At 75.1% G+C, this 18,980-nt stretch carries 11 protein-coding genes; 6 read left to right on the forward strand and 5 right to left on the reverse strand.

The window, feature by feature from the left end:
* Positions 1-191 precede the first annotated feature (191 nt).
* From ACRYR8_RS09525 to ACRYR8_RS09545, 5 genes are all read left to right on the forward strand, one after another.
* Positions 192-1,037 (forward strand): fumarylacetoacetate hydrolase family protein, encoded by an 846-nt coding sequence (locus ACRYR8_RS09525; RefSeq protein WP_432484226.1) that lies wholly within the window; start codon positions 192-194, stop codon positions 1,035-1,037.
* Positions 1,034-2,239, forward strand: coding sequence for a CaiB/BaiF CoA transferase family protein (locus tag ACRYR8_RS09530; protein WP_432484227.1), 1,206 nt, complete (start codon positions 1,034-1,036; stop codon positions 2,237-2,239). Before ACRYR8_RS09525 ends, ACRYR8_RS09530 begins: the two co-directional genes overlap by 4 nt.
* 2 nt (positions 2,240-2,241) lie before the next feature.
* Positions 2,242-3,789: a carboxyl transferase domain-containing protein gene (locus tag ACRYR8_RS09535; protein ID WP_432484240.1), complete on the forward strand. Its 1,548-nt coding sequence runs from the start codon at positions 2,242-2,244 to the stop codon at positions 3,787-3,789.
* Positions 3,774-4,964: a DUF3500 domain-containing protein gene (locus tag ACRYR8_RS09540; RefSeq protein ID WP_432484228.1), complete on the forward strand. Its 1,191-nt coding sequence runs from the start codon at positions 3,774-3,776 to the stop codon at positions 4,962-4,964. The genes ACRYR8_RS09535 and ACRYR8_RS09540 overlap by 16 nt, the downstream gene beginning before the upstream one ends.
* A 63-nt stretch (positions 4,965-5,027) precedes the next feature.
* Positions 5,028-8,453, forward strand: a complete 3,426-nt coding sequence (locus tag ACRYR8_RS09545; protein ID WP_432484229.1) for a pyruvate carboxylase — start codon at positions 5,028-5,030, stop codon at positions 8,451-8,453.
* 31 nt (positions 8,454-8,484) lie between these two features.
* Here ACRYR8_RS09545 and ACRYR8_RS09550 read toward each other — a convergent pair whose 3' ends face one another.
* The 5 genes from ACRYR8_RS09550 to ACRYR8_RS09570 form a co-directional block, all read right to left on the reverse strand.
* Positions 8,485-9,237 carry an ANTAR domain-containing protein gene (locus ACRYR8_RS09550; protein WP_432484230.1) on the reverse strand — a complete coding sequence of 251 codons (753 nt, stop codon included), beginning with the start codon at positions 9,235-9,237 and terminating at the stop codon, positions 8,485-8,487.
* A gap of 75 nt (positions 9,238-9,312) precedes the next feature.
* Complete coding sequence (locus tag ACRYR8_RS09555) at positions 9,313-9,537, reverse strand: heavy-metal-associated domain-containing protein (RefSeq protein WP_432484231.1); 225 nt, start codon at positions 9,535-9,537, stop codon at positions 9,313-9,315.
* Between the two features lie 43 nt (positions 9,538-9,580).
* Complete coding sequence (locus ACRYR8_RS09560; RefSeq protein ID WP_432484232.1) at positions 9,581-9,862, reverse strand: metal-sensitive transcriptional regulator; 282 nt, start codon at positions 9,860-9,862, stop codon at positions 9,581-9,583.
* 176 nt (positions 9,863-10,038) lie between these two features.
* Entirely contained in the window at positions 10,039-15,855 is a 5,817-nt protein-coding gene (locus ACRYR8_RS09565) for a pectinesterase family protein (RefSeq protein ID WP_432484233.1), read from the reverse strand.
* A 235-nt stretch (positions 15,856-16,090) separates the two neighbouring features.
* Entirely contained in the window at positions 16,091-17,533 is a 1,443-nt protein-coding gene (locus tag ACRYR8_RS09570) for a sigma 54-interacting transcriptional regulator (RefSeq protein ID WP_432484234.1), read from the reverse strand.
* A 95-nt stretch (positions 17,534-17,628) separates the two neighbouring features.
* Between ACRYR8_RS09570 and ACRYR8_RS09575 the strand changes: the two genes are divergently transcribed.
* Positions 17,629-18,936, forward strand: coding sequence for an AI-2E family transporter (locus ACRYR8_RS09575; protein ID WP_432484235.1), 1,308 nt, complete (start codon positions 17,629-17,631; stop codon positions 18,934-18,936).
* The last annotated feature ends 44 nt before the right edge of the window (positions 18,937-18,980 follow it).

The raw sequence follows: 18,980 nt of genomic DNA on the forward strand, positions 1-18,980 counted from the left end.
TACCCCACCCGGCTCCTCCCGCCCCGGGCGTCCCGTCCAATGGGACGGGGCGTTCCGCTGCCGATCGCCGGGTGCCACAGTCGCCGGACGGCTCGAGGACGAGCCGCGCCGGGACGCTCGGTCCCCGTGCGGCGCACCCCCTGCGTGCCGGCCGCCCCCTGGACGCCGAAGAACCACCACGGAGGTCGATCGTGAAGATCGTCGGATTCGCCCGGCCCGGCAGCGCCGAGGTGCTCGTCGGGGAACTGCTCGACGGGGCGGTCCGCCCGTTGACGAGCCTCGCGGAGTTCTGGGCCGCACCGCGCCGCTGGGCCGTGCCCGGTCAGCCGGGGGACGGCCCGGCGGTGGCGGTCGAGGAGGTCGAGCTGCGTCCCGTCGTGCCCCCGTCGGCGCGGGTGCTCTGCATCGGGCTGAACTACCGCGCGCACGCCGCCGAGGGGGGTTTCACCCCGCCGGAGTTCCCCACCGTCTTCGGGAGGTGGACGGCGTCGCTGACCGCCGGGGAGGTTCCCGCACCGGTCCCGCAGGGCGAGGACGGCCTGGACTGGGAGGGCGAGGTCCTGGCCTACGTGGGCGAGGACCTGGCCGACGCCGATCCCGACAGCGCCCGCGCGGCCGTGCTGGGGTACTCCACGTTCAACGACCTCACCGCCCGCCGCGCGCAGAAGCTCACCGCGCAGTGGACGCTCGGCAAGAACGCGGACCGCAGCGGACCCACCGGTCCGCTGGTCACCGCCGACGAGGTCGGCGACCTGCGCGACGGCCTGGCGGTGCGCACCCGCGTCAACGGCGAGACCGTCCAGGACGGCAACACCCGCGACATGGTGTTCGACGTCGGCACGCTGCTCTCGCTCGTCAGCCGCACCCTCACCCTGCACCCCGGCGACGTGGTGGCCACCGGCACCCCCGAGGGCGTCGGTTACGTGCGCACCCCCCCGTGGCTGCTGCAGCCCGGTGACGTCGTCGAGGTGGACGTCGAGCGGCTCGGCGTCCTGCGCACGCCGATCGTCGACGCCGGCGGGAGGAAGGGCGCGTGAGCACCGCGACGCGCGAGCGCCCGGGCGCCGGGCCCCTGGCGGGCACGGTCGTGGTGGACCTCTCGCGGGCCCTGGCCGGCCCGCACGCGGCGATGGTCCTGGGCGACCTGGGGGCCCGGGTGGTGAAGGTCGAGGTCCCCGGCGCCGGGGACGACACCCGCGGCTGGGGACCCCCGTTCGCCGAACCGGACGGGGAAGGGCAGCGGGAGTCCACGTACTTCCTCTCCTGCAACCGCAACAAGGAGTCCATCGCCCTGGACCTGAAGTCCCCCGACGGCCGGGAGGTCCTCACCGGGCTGCTGCGCCGCGCCGACGTGCTGGTGGAGAACTTCCGCCCCGGCGTCCTGGACCGGCTGGGGTTCGGCACCGGGGAACTGCTGGAACTCAACCCCCGGCTGGTGGTGCTGTCCATCACGGGTTTCGGGCACGACGGCCCCGAGGGCGGGCGCGCCGGGTACGACCAGATCGCGCAGGGCGAGGCCGGGCTGATGTCGCTGACCGGTTCCGCGCCGGAGGACCCGCAGCGCGTCGGGGTGCCCATCGCGGACCTGCTGGCCGGGTTGACCGGTGTCAACGGCGTCCTGGCCGCCCTGGTGCAGCGCGAGCGCACCGGCCGCGGGCAGGTGGTGCGCACCTCCCTGCTGGCGGCGGTCGTCGGCGTGCACGCCTTCCAGGGGACGCGGTGGACGGTGGCCGGTGAGGTGGGGCGGGCGCAGGGCAACCACCACCCCTCCATCAGCCCGTACGGGTTGTTCCGCTGCGCCGACGGCTCGGTGCAGATCGCGGTCGGCAGCGAGGGGCTGTGGCGCAGGTTCTGCGCGGCGTTCGGCCTGGACGCCGCCGCCGACGGGTTGGCGAGCAACACCGAGCGGGTCCGCCACCGCGAGGAGACGGTCCGGGTCGTCGAGGAGGTCTTCGCCGACTGGAAGGCCACCGACCTGCTGGACAGGCTCGCCGAGGCGGGCGTCCCCGCCGGCAGGGTCCGCGACGTCGCGGACGTCTACTCCTGGGAGCAGACGGCCAGCCAGGGACTGCTCTTGGACGTCGAGCACGCCACCCTGGGCACCATCACCCTGCCCGGCGTCCCGCTGCGCTTCTTCGACGCCGACGGCGCCGAGACGACCCGGCGCGAGCACCGGGCTCCGCCGGTGCTGGACGCCGACGCGGCCGCCCTGCGCCGCTGGCTGGGGGAGGGCTCGTGAGCGTGACCACCAGCGCACCGCCGGCGGCGCGGACGGCTCGCCCCGGCGCCCGCGACGTCCTGGCGGCGGTGCTGGACCCCGGCAGCTTCCGCTCCTGGGACGCCCCCGTTGACCTGTCCGGCGCGGACCCCGCCTACCGGCGCCGGTTGCTGGACGCCGAGGCCCGCTGCGGGGCCGACGAGTCGATCCTCACCGGCGCGGGGACGGTCGCCGGGCGCCGCGTGGCCGTCGCCGTCTCGGAGTTCGCGTTCCTCGCGGGGTCCGTGGGATCCGCGGCCGCCGCCCGTCTGGTGAACGCCGTGCGCCGGGCCACGGCCGAGCGGTTGCCGCTGCTGGTGGCGCCCGCCTCGGGCGGTACCCGCATGCAGGAGGGCACGGCCGCGTTCCTGGCGATGGTCCCGGTGACGGCGGCCGTCGCCGACCACCGTGCCGCGGGACTGCCGTTCCTGGTGCACCTGCGCCACCCCACCACCGGCGGCGTGCTCGCCTCGTGGGCCTCCCTGGGGCACGTGACGACGGCCGAACCCGGTGCCCTGGTGGGTTTCCTGGGGCCGCGCGTGCAGGAGGCCCTGTCCGGCGCCGCGCTGCCCGCGCAGGTGCAGACGGCGGAGAACCTGCTGCGGCACGGGCTCGTGGACGCCGTCGTGCCGCTGCACCGGCTGCGGTCCGTCGCCGGGCGCGCCCTGGCGGTGCTCGGCGACCCGCCGGCACCGGTGCCGCCCCGCGTCCCGGGCCCGGCCGTCGAGCCGGACCCGGCCGCGGCGCCGGACCCGTGGCGGGTGGTGCAGCGCTCGCGCGAACCGGGACGGCCGGGGCTGCGCGAGGTGCTGGCCGCGGCCGACGACGTGCTGCCGCTGCGCGGCACCGGGCAGGGCGAGAGCGGCGGGGCGCTGCTGCTGGCGCTGGTGCGCCTGCGCGGCACCTCCTGCGTCCTCGTCGGGCAGGACCGGTACGCCCAGGCGCACGGGACGGCGCTGGGACCGGCGGGGCTGCGCACCGCCCGGCGCGGGATGCGCCTGGCCGAGGAGCTCGGCCTGCCTCTGGTCACGGTCGTCGACACCCCGGGCGCCGAGCTGTCCGCGGCCGCGGAGGAGCAGGGGCTGGCCGGGGAGATCGCCCGGTGCCTGGCGGACCTGGTGCGCCTGCGCACCCGCACCGTCTCGGTCCTGCTGGGCGCGGGCGCCGGCGGCGGGGCGCTCGCGCTGCTGCCGGCGGACCGCGTCCTGGCGGCGAGCCACAGCTGGCTGGCGCCGCTGCCGCCGGAGGGCGCCAGCGCGGTGGTGCACCGCGACACCGCGCACGCCCCCGAGCTCGCCCGCAGCCAGGGGATCGACGCGAGCGCGCTGCGACGCGCCGGGTTCGTGGACGTCCTGGTGCCCGAGCCGCGCGACGCCGCGGAGGACCCCGAGGGGTTCGTGCAGCGGCTGTGCGACGCGCTGGGCGCCGAGCTCGCCGCCGGCCGCGGTCAGCGGCACCCCACCCCGCGACGCCTGGGGCGCCACGGGACCACCCCGCCAGACCTGGAGGAGATCCCGTGGCGCACGACCTGATCACCGCACCGACCCGCGGGACCGGCGGCGAGCCCACCGACGCGGCGGCGGCCTACGAGGCCCCGCGGACCGCGACCCGGATGCTGGTGACCGCGATGGGCCTGCTGGACACGTTCACCCCGGAGCAGCGCGCGGCCGCCGTCGTGGCGGACTTCGACGACCCGCGCCGCCTGGACTGGGACATCATCCCGCGCCCGGACCGCACCGGGGTCCCGCTGCACCGGCTGGACCGCCACCAGAAGGTCCTGCTGTGGGACCTGGTGCGCACCGCGCTGCCGATGCGCACGTTCACCAAGGTCCTGGCGATCCCGCAGCTGGAGCACGTGCTGCGCGACTACGAGCACGACTTCCTCGGGCCCGCCCTGCAGGCCTGGCGCACGTCGGACTCCTACTTCGTCACGTTCTTCGGCCGGCCCGGTTTCGAGGACACCTGGATGCTGCGGTTCCTCGGGCACCACGTGTGCCTGAACGTCACCGTCGTCGACGAGCGGTGGGTGTGCGCCACGCCGGTGGCGCTGGGGCAGCAGCCCACCGAGTACGACGGGGTGCTCAAGCCCCTGGCGGACGACGAGGGCACCGCCTTCGAGCTGCTGGCGTCCCTGGACGACGCGCAGCGCGAGGGCGCGGTGATCCACGACGTCGCGCCGGCCGACTTCGTCACCCGCCAGGTGCCGCGCATCGGGGCCTTCGAGCAGCCCGACCACTACGACCTGGGGATGCCGCAGTACACGATCACCGATGCGGACCGGGTGGCGCTGCGGTTCAGCCGCGACGAGCCGTCCGGCCTGGCGGGGGACGCGCTGGGCCCGCAGCAGCAGGAGCTGCTGTGGCGGCTGCTGGACTGCTACCTCGCGCGCCTGCCCGAGGAGGCCTGGCTCAAGCACCGCGCGGCGGTGCGGGCCGCCGGGATCGGGTCGGTGCACTTCGCCTGGGCCGGGGCCCAGCGCCGCGGGGAGCCGCACTACTTCCGGGTGCAGACCCCGCGCTTCCTCGTGGAGGCCGTCAACGCCGTGGCAGGCGGTAACCACCTGCACACCGTGCTGCGCGACCTGGACCAGGACTTCGCCGCCGGGCTGCTCGCGACGCACCGCGGCAGCGACGCCTCGTGGGGGCGCGGGCACCTGGACACCCGCACCACCTCCAGCGCCGACAACCCCCTCGAACTGCGGCCTTGACGCCGGCCGGGCGGCCCGTCAGGGTCAGCCCGAGCCCGGACCGACCCACGAAGGAGGCAGGCCGTGTTCCGCAAGGTGCTGGTGGCGAACCGGGGGGAGATCGCGGTCCGGGGGTTCCGGGCCGCGTACGAGCTGGGGGCGCGCACGGTCGCCGTGTACGCCCACGAGGACCGCAACTCGATCCACCGCTCCAAGGCGGACGAGGCGTACCTCATCGGTGAGCGCGGGCACCCGGTGCGCGCCTACCTGGACGTCGCGGAGATCGTCCGCGTGGCCCGCGAGTCCGGCGCGGACGCGGTCTACCCCGGGTACGGGTTCCTCTCGGAGAACCCCCAGCTGGCGCGGGCGTGCGCCGAGCACGGCATCGCCTTCGTGGGCCCGCCGGCACGGGTCCTGGAACTGGCGGGCAACAAGGTCTCGGCGGTCGCCGCGGCTCGCGCGGCCGGCATCGCGACGCTGGAGTCCTCCGCCCCCTCCGCCGACCGCGACGAACTGGTCGCCGCCGCCGGGGGCGTCGGGTTCCCGGTGTTCGTCAAGGCCGTGGCCGGCGGTGGTGGGCGCGGGATGCGCCTGGTGCGTACGCCCGGCGAGCTCCCCGACGCGCTGGCCGCGGCGATGCGCGAGGCCGACGGCGCTTTCGGCGACCCCACCGTCTTCCTGGAGCGCGCGGTGGAACGCCCCCGGCACGTCGAGGTGCAGGTCCTCGCCGACGCCACCGGCGAGGTGGTGCACCTCTTCGAGCGGGACTGCTCGCTGCAGCGCCGGCACCAGAAGGTCGTCGAGATCGCCCCGGCGCCGAACCTTGACGACGGCGTGCGCCGCGCGCTGCACGCCGACGCGGTCCGGTTCGCCCGCGAGATCGGGTACGTCAACGCCGGCACGGTGGAGTTCCTCGTGGCCACCGCGGGGGAACGGGCCGGGGAGCACGCGTTCATCGAGATGAACCCCCGGATCCAGGTCGAGCACACGGTGACCGAGGAGGTCACCGACGTCGACCTGGTGCAGGCGCAGCTGCGCATCGCCGCGGGGGAGTCCCTGGCGGACCTGGGGCTGCGCCAGGAGGAGCTGCGCGTCAACGGCGCAGCGCTGCAGTGCCGCATCACCACCGAGGACCCCGCGAACGGTTTCCGCCCCGACACCGGCCGGATCTCCGCGTACCGCTCCGCCGGCGGCGCCGGGGTGCGGCTGGACGGCGGCACCGTCAACGCCGGGGCCGAGGTGTCCCCGCACTTCGACTCCATGCTCGTCAAGCTCACCTGCCGGGGGAGGGACTTCCCCACGGCCGTGGCCCGTGCGCGGCGGGCGCTGGCGGAGTTCCGCATCCGCGGGGTGGCGACGAACATCTCCTTCCTGCAGGCGGTGCTGGACCACCCCGACTTCACCGGGGGCAGGGTGGACACCTCGTTCATCGCCGAGCACCCGGAGCTGGCGGTCGCGCGCACCCCGGCCGACCGCGGGACGCGGCTGCTGACGCACCTGGCGGACATCACGGTCAACAGCCCGCACGGGGCGGCGCCCGTGAGCGTGCACCCGCGCCGGAAGCTGCCCGCCCTGGACCCCGCGGTCGCCGCCGCGGCGCCGCCGGCGGGGTCGAAGCAGCGCCTCGACGAGCTGGGCCCGGAGGGTTTCGCCGCCTGGCTGCGCGCCGAGCAGCGGGTCCACGTCACCGACACCACGTTCCGCGATGCCCACCAGTCCCTGCTGGCGACGCGGGTGCGCACCGCCGACCTGCTGGCGGTGGCCCCGACGGTCGCCCGGACGCTGCCCGGGCTGCTGAGCCTGGAGTGCTGGGGCGGGGCCACCTACGACGTGGCGCTGCGCTTCCTGGGGGAGGACCCGTGGGCGCGGCTGGCGGCGCTGCGCGAGGCGGTGCCGAACGTGTGCCTGCAGATGCTGCTGCGCGGGCGCAACACGGTCGGCTACACGCCGTACCCGCTGGCCGTGACGGACGCGTTCGTCGCCGAGGCCGTCGCCACGGGCGTGGACGTCTTCCGGATCTTCGACGCGCTCAACGACGCCGGCCAGGTCGAGCCCGCGATCCGCGCGGTCCGGGAGGCCGGCGGGGCGGTGGCCGAGGCGGCGCTGTGCTACACGGGCAACCTCGCGGACCCGGCCGAGGACCTCTACACCCTGCCCCACTACCTCCGGCTGGCCGAGCGGTTCGTCGCGGCCGGCGCGCACGTGCTGGCGATCAAGGACATGGCCGGTCTGCTGCGCCCGGCGGCGGCCCGGGAACTGGTCGGCGCGCTGCGCAGCGAGTTCGACCTGCCGGTCCACCTGCACACCCACGACACCGCGGGCGGACAGCTGGCGACGCTGCTGGCGGCCGTGGACGCCGGTGTCGACGCCGTGGACGTGGCGGTGGCCTCGATGGCCGGCACCACGAGCCAGCCGTCGATGTCGGCGCTGGTCGCCGCCACGGAGCACACCGCGCGCGAGACGCCGCTGGACCTGCGGGCGGCGATGGACCTGGAGCCGTACTGGGAGGCCGTGCGCCGCGTGTACGCGCCGTTCGAGTCGGGGCTGGCCGGCCCCACCGGGCGCGTGTACGAGCACGAGATCCCCGGCGGTCAGTTGTCCAACCTGCGCCAGCAGGCCATCGCCCTGGGTCTGGGGGAGCGGTTCGAGGCGATCGAGACCGCGTACGCGGCCGTGGACCGGGTGCTGGGCCGGCTGGTGAAGGTCACCCCCAGCTCCAAGGTGGTCGGCGACCTCGCGCTGCAGCTGGTGGCCGCCGGTGTGGACACCCCCGAGGCGGTGGCGGCGTTCGCCGAGGACCCCTCGGGGGTCGACCTGCCGGACTCGGTGGTGGGTTTCCTCGCCGGGGAGCTGGGCACGCCGCCGGGCGGCTGGCCCGAGCCGTTCCGCTCCAGGGCGCTGGCCGGGCGCAACGTCCGCGCCACGGCCGCGGAGGTGCCGGCCGAGGAGGCCGAGCACCTGGCCTCGCCGGGGCCGCGGCGGCGCGAGGCGCTGAACCGGCTGCTGTTCCCGGCTCCCACGAGGGCGTTCACCGAGCACCGCGCCGCCTACGGCGACACCTCGGTGCTGGACACCCTCGACGCGCTGTACGGGCTGCGCCCGGGCGTCGAGCACGTCGTGCAGCTGGAGCAGGGCGTGCAGCTCATCGTGGTGCTCGAGGCCGTCTCCGACCCGGACGAGCGCGGGATGCGCACGGTGCTGGCCAGCCTCAACGGGCAGGTGCGCCCGGTGCAGGTGCGCGACCGCTCCGTGGACGTGCACACCCGCACCGCCGAGAAGGCCGACCCGGGCGACCCCACCCACCTGCCGGCCCCCTACGCCGGCACCGTCACCCTCGCCGTGGCGGTGGGCGAGGCGGTCGAGGCGGGGCAGGTGCTCGCCACCATCGAGGCGATGAAGATGGAGGCCGCCCTCACCGCCCCGAGCGCCGGCACGGTCGTGCACGTCGCGGTGGACCCGGTGCAGTCGGTGGACGCCGGGGACCTGCTGCTGCGCCTGCAGCCGGCGTGAGCCCAGCGGAGCGCCCGGTGCGGGTGCCGGGTCAGTCCTCGGCGCTGTGGTGCAGCGCCCTGACGGGGGTGCGTCCCTCGACGACGTCGTCGGCCAGCTCCTCCAGGGTGCGGTCCCGGGAGTAGGCCCGGGCGCGCAGCAGCGCCAGGGCGTCGGCGTCCGTGAGCCCCAGGACCTGCCGGGACATGCTGATCACCATCCACACGCGCTGGCGGTGCCGGGCGGTGGGCGCGTCCAGCCAGGCGGGCGCGCCCGGACCGCGGCCGGCGGGTGCCGGGCCGGGCGCTCCGGGGCCGAAGAGGTCGGTGTCGATCAGCGAGGCCACCAGCTGCGCGCGGACGGGGTCGAAGGACGCCGTCGCGGGCGCCACCGGCTCCGCCCGGTGGAAGTGCAGGTCGAAGACCCCCACCGGGCCCGGGCCCGGCCGCAGGGGCAGGGAGACCGTGCTCCGGAAGGGGGTGCGGCGGTGCAGCTGGTCGTGCAGCACGGGCCACGCGCGCCGCAGCGACGCCTCGCCGGCCACGACCACCCCGCCCTCGGCCCACGCGCGGAAGCCGGGGCCCTGCCCGACGGTGAACTGCCAGCGTTCCGCCGCGGCGGCCGCGGCGTCGCTGGCGCCGATCGGCAGGCGCCACCGGCCGTCGCTCGTCACGCTGATCGTGGCACCGTCCGCAGCCAGCACGTCGCGGCACGCGGCGGCCAGCGCCGTCGCCCGCAGCCGTGGGTCGCCGCGGCCGGCGTGCCGGGCCGACGCGGCCCCGAACAGCGCGGCGACGTCGTCCACGGCGCTCTCAGCCGGCCCTGGAGGCCCTGGACCGGCCCGGGCCCTCCGGCACGACGGCGTCCCGGGGCTCCTCGCTCAGGACCGGTCCCCGGCGAGCTCGTAGCCGGCCTCGTCCACGGCGGCGGCCACGGCCGCGTCGTCCAGCGGGGCGGCGGAGGTCACGGTGACGGTGGAGGTGCCGCCGGCGACGAGGGCGACGTCCACGGACGTCACGCCGTCGATCGCGCCGACCTCGGTGCGCACGGCGTTCACGCAGTGCTCGCACGTCATGCCGGTGACCTCGTAGGACTGCTGGCTCACGGTTCCTCCTGGCGGTTCGGGTCGTTCGGGTGGTCGGTCCGGTTCAGGACCGCACGAGGCGGGCGATGGCGTCGGACGCCTCCTTGACCCTGGCGTCGGCGGCCTCACCGCCCTGGCGGGCGGCGTCGACCACGCAGTGCGCCAGGTGGTCGTCGAGCAGTTGCAGCGCCACGGCCTGCAGGGCCTTGGTGGCTGCCGACACCTGGGTCAGCACGTCGATGCAGTAGGTGTCCTCCTCGACCATGCGGTGCAGGCCGCGGACCTGGCCCTCGATGCGGCGCAGGCGCTTGAGCACCTGCTCCTTGTCGTCGTCGTAGCCGACCACGTCCGCCTCCTCGATCGATCGCCTCGTACCCCTGGGGGGTACTCGGTGAACAGGGTGGCACACGGGTCTGTTCCCGGCCCTGCCGGCCACCCCGGGCGTGGACGACGAAGGCCCCGTCCGGGGGTCCGGACGGGGCCTCGTGGGCGTGCTCGGCGTGCGCGGCCGAGCGGGGCGCGTCAGCCGGCGGCGGGGTTCCAGCCGTCGGCACCGGCGAGGTAGGCGCTCACGGTGTACCGCTCGGCCTCCTCGTCGCTGAGCTGCGGCCGGGTGGCGGGGTCGGTGACCGCAGCCCCGGCACCGGTGTTGCGGTGCTCGAGGAAGCGGGCGCCCGTCCACGGCGTCGCGGCGTTCCAGTCCTTCCACGGGCTGGTGCTGACGGCCGAGCCGATCTCGGTCTCGCGGACGACCACCTGCGCCACCGCGGTCGGCGTCTCCGGGTACGGGCGACCCAGGTACGCGCTGTTCGCGGCGCCGTCGGTGAGGATGCGGCTCCCGGTGATGAGGAAGCCGTGCTCGAAGGCGCCGTCGATCGAGGAGTCGGTCATCGCGCTCCCCGGCCGGTCGAGCAGGTGGAACGTGCTGTCCGCGAAGACGGCGGTGCCGCGACCGATCAGCGTGTCGGCGCCACCCTCCACGAACACCCGGTGGAAGTACGCCCTGGCCTGCGTGCTCGTGTTCGGGCTGCTGATCTTCAGGGTCTGCTTGTCGCCGAGGAAGCGCACGTCCTCGAAGACGTTCCTGTCGCCCTGCGTCTGCAGGGCGGAGGACGTTCCGGTGCTCGCCACCGTCAGGTTCTTCACGGTCCAGTCGCGCCCGGCGATCACCAGCGTCGCGCCCGGAGCGGCCGCCGTGATCACCGTGTCCTCCGGGCGGGCTCCGGCGCCCAGGATCGTGATGCCGTACCTGTTCCCGCTCGTGACCGCTCCGGTGTAGGTGCCCGGCTGCACCAGGACGGTCGCGCCGCCCTGCGCGGCGAAGTCGGAGTTGTTCTTCAGCAGGTCGATGCCCGCCTGCAGAGTGGTGGCGTCACCGGAGCCGTCGGCGGCCACGACCACGTCCGCCGCCACCGGGGTCGCGGTGACGGGCGCCGCGGCGGGGGAGACGTTCCCGGAGGTGTCCACCGCCGTGACGGTGTACCGGTACGCGGTTCCGGGGGTCGCGGTGGTGTCGGTGAACGTCGTCACCGTCACCCCCGTCGCCACCTGCACGGCTGCGCCGTCGCCGGTGGAGCGCTGCACGGTGTAGCCGGCCACGTCGGCGTCCGCGGGCGCGGTCCAGTCCAGCACGACGGTGCGGCCGCTCAGCCGGCTGCTCAGCGCGCTCGGCGCCGCCGGGGCGACGGTCTCGACCGGGGTGGTCGGGGTGACCGGCGCAGTGGTTCCGGGAGCCGCCTGACCGGTGGGGTTCCAGCCGTCGGAACCGGCCAGGTACGCCCACTTCGTGGCGGAGGCGGCCTGCTCGTCGGTCAGCTGCGGGCGGTCGTCGTTCACGGCCGCGCCGGCACCGGTGTTCCGGTACTCGAAGAAGCGTCCGTCGGTCCACAGGTTCGGGCTCATGCCCGTCCACGGGGAGGACTTGACCGCCTCGGGCAGCGCGGTCTCCCGGATGGTCACCTGCCCGCGGGAGTCGGGGTACTCGACACCGTTCTTGGTGTAGTCGTCGGACCAGCCGCGCCACGGCCTGCCCAGGTGGAAGCTGTTCGCCGGGGCGTCGCTGGTGATGCGCGAGTCCGTGATGAGGAACCCGTAGGGGTTCGTGTCCGCGGTGCTGGCGGCGGTGATGTAGCCGTTGTTGGAGCTCGAGCCGCGGGAGAGGGCGTGGATGGTGGTGCGGTCGAACACGGCGGTGCCGCGGCCGAAGATGAAGTCGACGTCACCCTCGACGTAGCTGTCCACGAAGTAGGAGCGGGCGACCTTCGTCGCGTCGGGGGAGTCGACCAGCAGGGTGTCCTGGTTGCCCAGCAGGCGGACGTTGTCGAAGACGAGCCGGTCGCCGGTCGTCTTCAACGCCACGGCCTGCTCGCCGTCGTAGGTGGACGCCGCCTCGTCGAAGGAGTTCTCGATGGTGAGGTCCCTGACGGTGACGTCGTTCCCCGAGACGAGCACCGACTGGCTCTTGCCGGTCCCGTAGGTGCCCGTGCCCCCCGGGATCGGCGTGCCGGCCGCGTTGTCGTAGGTGAGGACGACGTCGGTGGCCGTGCCGGTGGTCCCGATGAGCGTCACGCCGCTGCGGGAGATGGTGATCATCTCGCGGTAGACGCCGGGCTTGACGGCGATGACGGTGGGGTTCGCGGCCGTGCCCGCCGGCGCGGCGGCGATCGCGTCGGCGACGCTGGTGTACTGCCCCGTCCCGTCGGCCGCCACGAGCACGTCGTGGGCGGGCAGCGGCACCCCGACGGGTGCGGCGGTGACCGGGGCGGACGCCGGCGACTCGTTGCTGCTGCTGTCCACGGCGGTGACCACGTAGCGGTAGGTGGTGCCGTTGGCCGCGGTGCGGTCGGTGTAGGAGGTGCCCGTCACTCCGGTGGCGATCCGGTTCGCGGCGGTGAGCTCCACGACCTCGGCGGTGGAGCGGTACACCGCGTACCCCGCCAGGTCGGTGTCGGTGCCCGCCGTCCAGGTGAGGGTCACGGAGCTGTCGCTGGGCTCGGCGCCCAGGGCGTCCACCGCGGCCGGCGCGGTGGTGTCGGCCGGGGCGGCCTCCCCGGTGGGGTTCCAGCCGTCGGCGCCGGCGAGGTAGGTGAACTTCGTGTGCTTCGCCGCGTCCAGGTCGCTCAGCTGCGGTCGGTCGGCGCTCACCGTCGCGCCGACGCCGGTGTTCCGGTACTCGGCGAACCGGGCGTCCCGCCAGGAGAACGTCGCCGACATGTCCGTCCACGGGGAGGACTTGATGGCGGCAGGCAGTTCCGTGTCGCGGATGACGACCTGGGCCACCGCGTTCACGTCACCGCTGGGCTGCCACGGCCGGCCCAGGTGGAACGTGCCGGCGGGCGCGTCGCTGGTGATCCGCGAGTCGGTGATGAGGTAGCCGTAGGGCAGGCTCTCGTCCGTGCTCGCGGCTGTGAGGTAGCCGTTGTTGCTGGTGCTGCCCCGGGTGGAGGCGTGCAGCGTGGAGCGGTCGAAGACGGCGGTGCCGCGCCCGAAGACGAAGTCGACGTCACCCTCCACGTAGGAGTTCACGAAGTACGAACGGGCCAGGGCGCCGGCCCTCGGGGAGTCGGCGTACAGGGTGTCCTGGTCGCCCAGCAGGCGCACGTTGTCGAAAACGAGCCGGTCACCGACGGTCTTCAGAGCCACCGCCTGCTCGCTGCCCGAGCCGGTCTCGACGTAGGAGTTCTCGATGGTGAGGTTCTTCGCCGTGACGTCGCTGCCCTTGACGGTCACCGTGGCGCTGCCGGTCGTGCCGTAGGTGCCGCTGCCGTCGGGCTTGGCGGTGCCCGCGGCGTTGTCGTAGCTGATGACGACGTCGGCGGCGTTCCCGGTGGTGCCCACCAGCGTGGTGTTCGAGCGGGTCAGCGTGAACGTCTCGCGGTAGGTGCCGGGCTCGATCGCGATGACGAACGGCGTGGTTCCGGCCGGTGCGGCGGCCAGGGCGGCGGTGACCGTCGTGAAGTCCCGGCTGCCGTCGGCCGCCACGGTGACGTCGGCGGCCACGACCGGGGCCGCGGCCGGGCGCGACACCTGCGCGGCAGCCGGGGCGGAGGTGTTCCCGGAGGTGTCGGTGGCGACCACGCGGTACGAGGAGGTGGCGCCCTCGGGTGCGGTGGTGTCGGTGAACGCCGGCTCGGTCAGCGGGGTGCCGGTCAGCTGCGTCCAGGAACCGTCGGCCGCGTCGGGGGTGACGGAGCGGAACACCAGGTAGCCGGCGAGGTCCGGTTCGGTGCTCGCCGTCCAGGTCAGGACGTTGCCGGTCTCGGTGCCGGTGGCGCCCAGGCCGGTGGGAGCGGCCGGAGCGGTGACGTCCGGGCGCAGCGCGCCGACGCCGGCGCCGGGCTCGGAGAGGTTGCCGCTGAGGTCGCTCGCGCGCACCCGGTAGGTGTACGCGGTGCCCGGGACGGCCGTGGTGTCGGTGAACGCCGCGGTGGTCAGCGCCGTCGTGGTGAGGGTGTCGAAGGTCGTGCTCGTACCGGTGGCGCGCTGCACGACGTACCCGGCCAGGTCGGGCTCGGTGCTCGCCGTCCAGGTCAGCGCGACGCCTCCCTCGCCGGCGGTGGCGGTGAGTCCCGCGGGCGCGGCCGGCGCGACGCGGTCGGTGCGCAGGACGCTCGCGGAGGCGGGCAGGGACTCGTTGCCGCTGCGGTCCACCGCGGTGACCCGGTAGTGCGAGAACACGCCGGTGGGAGCGGTGGTGTCGGTGAACTTCGCCGACGTGGTGGTGGTGACGAGCGCGAACTCGCTGTCCGCGGTGGCTGCCCGGTAGACGCGGTAGCCGGCCAGGTCCTTCTCGGAGCCCTTCGGCCAGCTCAGCGACACGCCCCCGCTGGTGCTCTTCGCCGCCAGCGAGCGCACCGCTGAGGGAGCGGCGGTGTCGGGCAGCGTCGCGCCCACCGTGGTGTAGGCGCCCGTGTTCCCGCTGAGGTCCACGGCCGCGACGCGGTAGGTGTACGCGGTACCGGCCACGGCGGTGGTGTCGGTGAACTGCGAGGCGGTGAGCGCCTTCGCCAGGGTCTTGAACGAGTTCTTCGTGCCCGTGGAGCGCTGCACGACCCAGGTGGCGACGTCGGGTTCCGCGCCGTCGGCCCAGTCCAGCGCGACGGTGGCGGCGGCGAGGTCCGGGGTGGCGACCACGGCGGTGGGGGCGGCGGGGGCGGTGCGGTCCTCGCGCAGCCCCGTGGCGGTGGCGGCGGCCGACTCGTTGCCGCTGAGGTCCACCGCGGTCACCCGGTAGTGCGAGAACACGCCCTCGGGGGCGGTCTTGTCGCTGAACTTCGCCGAGGTCGGGGTGCCGACGAGCTCGAACTCGCCGTCGGCGGTGGCCGAGCGGTAGACGCGGTAGCCGACGAGGTCCTTCTCGCGGTTCTTCGACCAGCTCAGCGTCACCCCGCTGCTGGAGCCCTTCGCCTTCAGCGAGCGGACCACGGCGGGAGCGACGTCGTCGGGCAGCACGGCACCCGTGGTGGCGGCGCGGGAGTCGTTGCCGCTGTGGTCGACCGCGGTGACCCGGTAGGTGTAGGCGGTGCCCGGCACGGCGGTCGTGTCGTTCCACGCAGAGGCGGTGACGGGGGTGCCGGTGAGGGCCTTGAAGGAGCGGCTGGTGCCGGTGGCGCGCTGCACGACGTACCCGGCGAGGTCGCCGTCGGCGCCGTCGGCCCAGTCCAGGGCGATGCCGTCGCCGCCGGCGGTGGCGACCAGGCCGCTGGGGGTGCCGGGGGCGGTCTTGTCGCGGCGCAGGGCGGAGGCGGTGACGGGCGCGGACTCGTTGCCCGCGCGGTCGACCGCGCTCACGCGGTAGTGGCTGGTGAACCCGGCGGGGGCGCCCTTGTCGGTGAACTTGGGCGACGTGGTGGTGGCCAGGAGCTGGAACTCGCCGCTCGCGCTCGCGCGGTAGACGCGGTACCCGGCGAGGTCCTTCTCGGAGCCCTTCGACCAGCTCAGCTTGACGCTGCTGGTGGAGCCCTTGGCCTTCAGGGAACGCACGGCCGCGGGCGCGGTGGTGTCCGCGGTCGGGGTGCCGGTACCCGTGGTGGGCGCCGGGGCGGTCCCGGTGGCAGCGCCGGTGCCGGTGCCGCCGGTGCCACCGGTGGCGGGGGACGGCGTCGGGGCGGGCGTCGCGGTGGACGTCGAGGAGGGGGCAGGGGTCCACGTGCCGGACGTGACGGCGTCGCTCACCCCGCGCTCGGCGCGCTCGACCTGCACCGCGCCGGTCCCGGCGGCCGCGGCCGCGGCCGGGGTGGCGAGGCCGGCGGCCAGGGCGAGGGCGACGAAGGGCGGCACCGCGCGGAACGCGCACGCGCGGGCGGTGAAGGCACGGGGGGTGCCGGAAGGGCTGCTCATCGTGGGATCTCTTTCTCCGCACCGCTGGAGCGGCGGCCCGGGGCCGCAGCGTCAGATCACCCGGGGAACGCTGCTCTCGGTGACAGCCAGGTGACAGGAAGAGGTTGAGATCCAGACGATGCGCAGAGCAAACGGCCTGCACCCGTTCGGGCACACCACGTCCCCCGGCGGCCGCAACGCCATCGCGGAGCGTGACGTCCCCTGACGCACCGAGGTGGTCGCGGGTGCGCCCCGGTCAGCTGCCGTAGACGGTGCGCCCGTCCTCGAGCACCACCTTGTCCAGCCGCCGCGTCAGGTGCAGCGACTCCAGCACGAACTCCACGCCGGCCGCGGCGCGCTGCGGGGTCGGCTCGTCGCCCAGGCCGAGGCGGTCCAGCACCTGCGCCAGCCCCGTGACGGTGCCCACCTGCTCCAGCAGCCGGCGCGCCGGCACCAGGTCACCCGTCTCGACGGTGCGCCCGTCGGCGACCAGGGAGCTGAAACCCGACAGCTCCGCCCCGCCCAGGCGCGCGCGGTACGTCTCGGCGACCGCGGTCCGCAGCAGGTGCTCCAGGACCTCGCCCTCGCGGCCCTCCTCGCCCTGCTCGAACTCCACCTTGCCGCCCAGCACGCTGACGACGGTGTGCAGGTCGCCCACCCGCGCCACCGGCTCGCCCTCCTCGCCCGACAGCGCCGAGCGCCGCAGCGCCGCCGCCGCGACCGTCTCGGCCGCCGCGATCGAGAAGCGCGCCGAGACGCCCGAGGCCGGGTCCACCGCCGGCGACTCGCGCACCGCGCGGGTGAAGCGCGCCAGCACCTCCAGCAGGTGGTCCGGGACCTCCGCGACCGTGGCGGCCTCCTGGCGCACCAGGTCCACCTCCAGCTCCACCTCGAGCGGGTAGTGGGTGCGGATCTCCGCGCCGAAGCGGTCCTTCAGCGGCGTGATGATGCGCCCGCGGTTGGTGTAGTCCTCCGGGTTCGCGCTGGCCACCAGCAGCAGGTCCAGCGGCAGTCGCAGCTGGTAGCCGCGCACCTGGATGTCGCGCTCCTCCAGCACGTTCAGCAGCGAGACCTGGATGCGCTCGGCCAGGTCCGGCAGCTCGTTGATCGCGAAGACCCCGCGGTTGGTGCGCGGGACCAGGCCGAAGTGGATGGTCTCCGGGTCGCCCAGCGCCCGGCCCTCGGCGACCTTCACCGGGTCCACGTCGCCGATCAGGTCACCGACCGAGGTGTCCGGCGTGGCCAGCTTCTCGCCGTAGCGCAGCGAGCGGTGCAGCCACTGCACCGGCAGGTCGTCCCCCTCCTCGCGCACCCGGCGGCGCGAGGCCGGAGTCAGCGGCGCGTACGGGTGCTCGTTGAGCTCGCTGCCGGCGATGACGGGCGTCCACTCGTCCAGCAGGCCCACCAGCGAGCGCAGCAGCCGCGTCTTGCCCTGGCCCCGCTCGCCCAGCAGCACCACGTCGTGCCCCGCCAGCAGCGCCCGCTCCAGTTCCGGCGCCACGGTGTCCTCGTACCCCAGGACGCCGGGGAAGCGGTCCTCGCCGGCGCGCATGCGAGCCAGGAGGTTGCGACGCAGCTCCGCCTTGACGGTGAGGTGCTCGTGCCCGGAGGCGCGCAGCGCCCCCAGGGTGCGCGGCAGGTCGGCGGGCGGTTCGAGGGGGAGGGTGGCGGTCGTCGCGGGCGCGTCGCGGTTGCTCACGCGCCGAACCTACGTCCGTTCCGCGCCGCCCACACCCGCTCCGCGGCGGCGACCCCGGCGCGCCCGCCGCGGCCGCGCGGAGCACGATGACCCCCATGCCAGTGAGCCGCACCGGTCCCCGAGCGCAACCGCGGGTGCAGCGCCGGGCCGGTACCGAGCCCGACACCCAGCTCGACACCCAGTCCGACACCCAGTCCGACACCCAGCCCGACACCGAGCCCGACGACGCGCTGCACCCGCGCCCCCACCACCCCTACGTCAGCCCGGCGCTGCGCACGGCGGCCGAGTGGTCCTGGCGGCTGGTGGCGGTCACCGCCGCCGTGGTGGTCGTCGCCTACGGGCTCAGCTTCGTGTCGCAGATCCTCATCCCCGTGCTCGTCGCGCTGCTCATCACCGCGCTGCTGGGCCCCGTCGTGGCGTGGGGGCACGCGCGCGGGGTGCCGCGGGCGCTGGCGACCCTGATGACCATGCTGCTGGCGCTCGCCGTGGTCGCCGGGCTGGTCGCGCTCATCAGCACCCAGGCGGCCGAGGGTTTCGCGGACCTGTCCGACTCGGCCAGCCAGGGCATCGACGAGGTCGAGGAGTGGCTCGCCGAGGGGCCGCTGCAGGTGTCCTCCGCCGCGCTGTCCGGCTACGTGGACCAGGCGCAGGAGGCGCTGGCCGCGAACCGCGACACCATCCTGTCCGGCGCCACCGGCGTGGTCGCCACCGCCGGGCACGTCGTCGCAGGCTTCTTCATCGCCCTGTTCGCCTCGTTCTTCTACCTGCTCGAGGGGCGGCGGATCTGGTCGTGGCTGCTGCACCTGTTCCCGCGCCCGTCCCGCGGTCCCCTCGACGCCGCCGCCCGCCAGTCGTGGGTGACGCTGACGCACTACATGCGCGCCACGATCGTCGTGGCGTTCGCCGACGGGGTGGGGGTCGCCGTCGGCGCGGCGGTGCTGCGGGTGCCGCTGGCGGTGCCGCTGGGCCTGCTGGTCTTCCTCGGCGCGTTCATCCCCATCGTGGGGGCCCTGCTGTCGGGGGCCGTGGCGGTCCTGGTCGCCCTCGTCGCGCAGGGCCCGGTCACCGCGCTGATCATGCTCGGCGTCGTCGTCGCCGTGCAGCAGATCGAGAGCCACCTGCTGCAGCCGTTCCTCATGGGCCGTGCCGTGGCGGTGCACCCGCTGGCCGTCATCCTCGCCGTCGCCGCCGGCGCGACCGTCTTCGGCATCGTCGGCGCCCTGTTCGCCGTGCCGCTGGTCGCGGTGCTCAACACGGGCGTCACCGCGCTGGCCCGGGGCGGCCGGCGCACCGAGGGCGTCGCCGAGATCGAGGACTCCGACGCGCCGCTGGCCCCCGAGAGGCCGGCGCCGGACGACGGCACGGAGCACCACGACGCCGGCGAGCCGCGGGTGCGGCGCTAGCGGTCCGGTCGCGGCGGCGCCCCGGCACCGTCCGGTGCCGGGGC

The organism is Kineococcus esterisolvens (assembly GCF_050871405.1).
In the GTDB taxonomy this organism is placed as follows: Bacteria; Actinomycetota; Actinomycetes; order Actinomycetales; family Kineococcaceae; genus Kineococcus.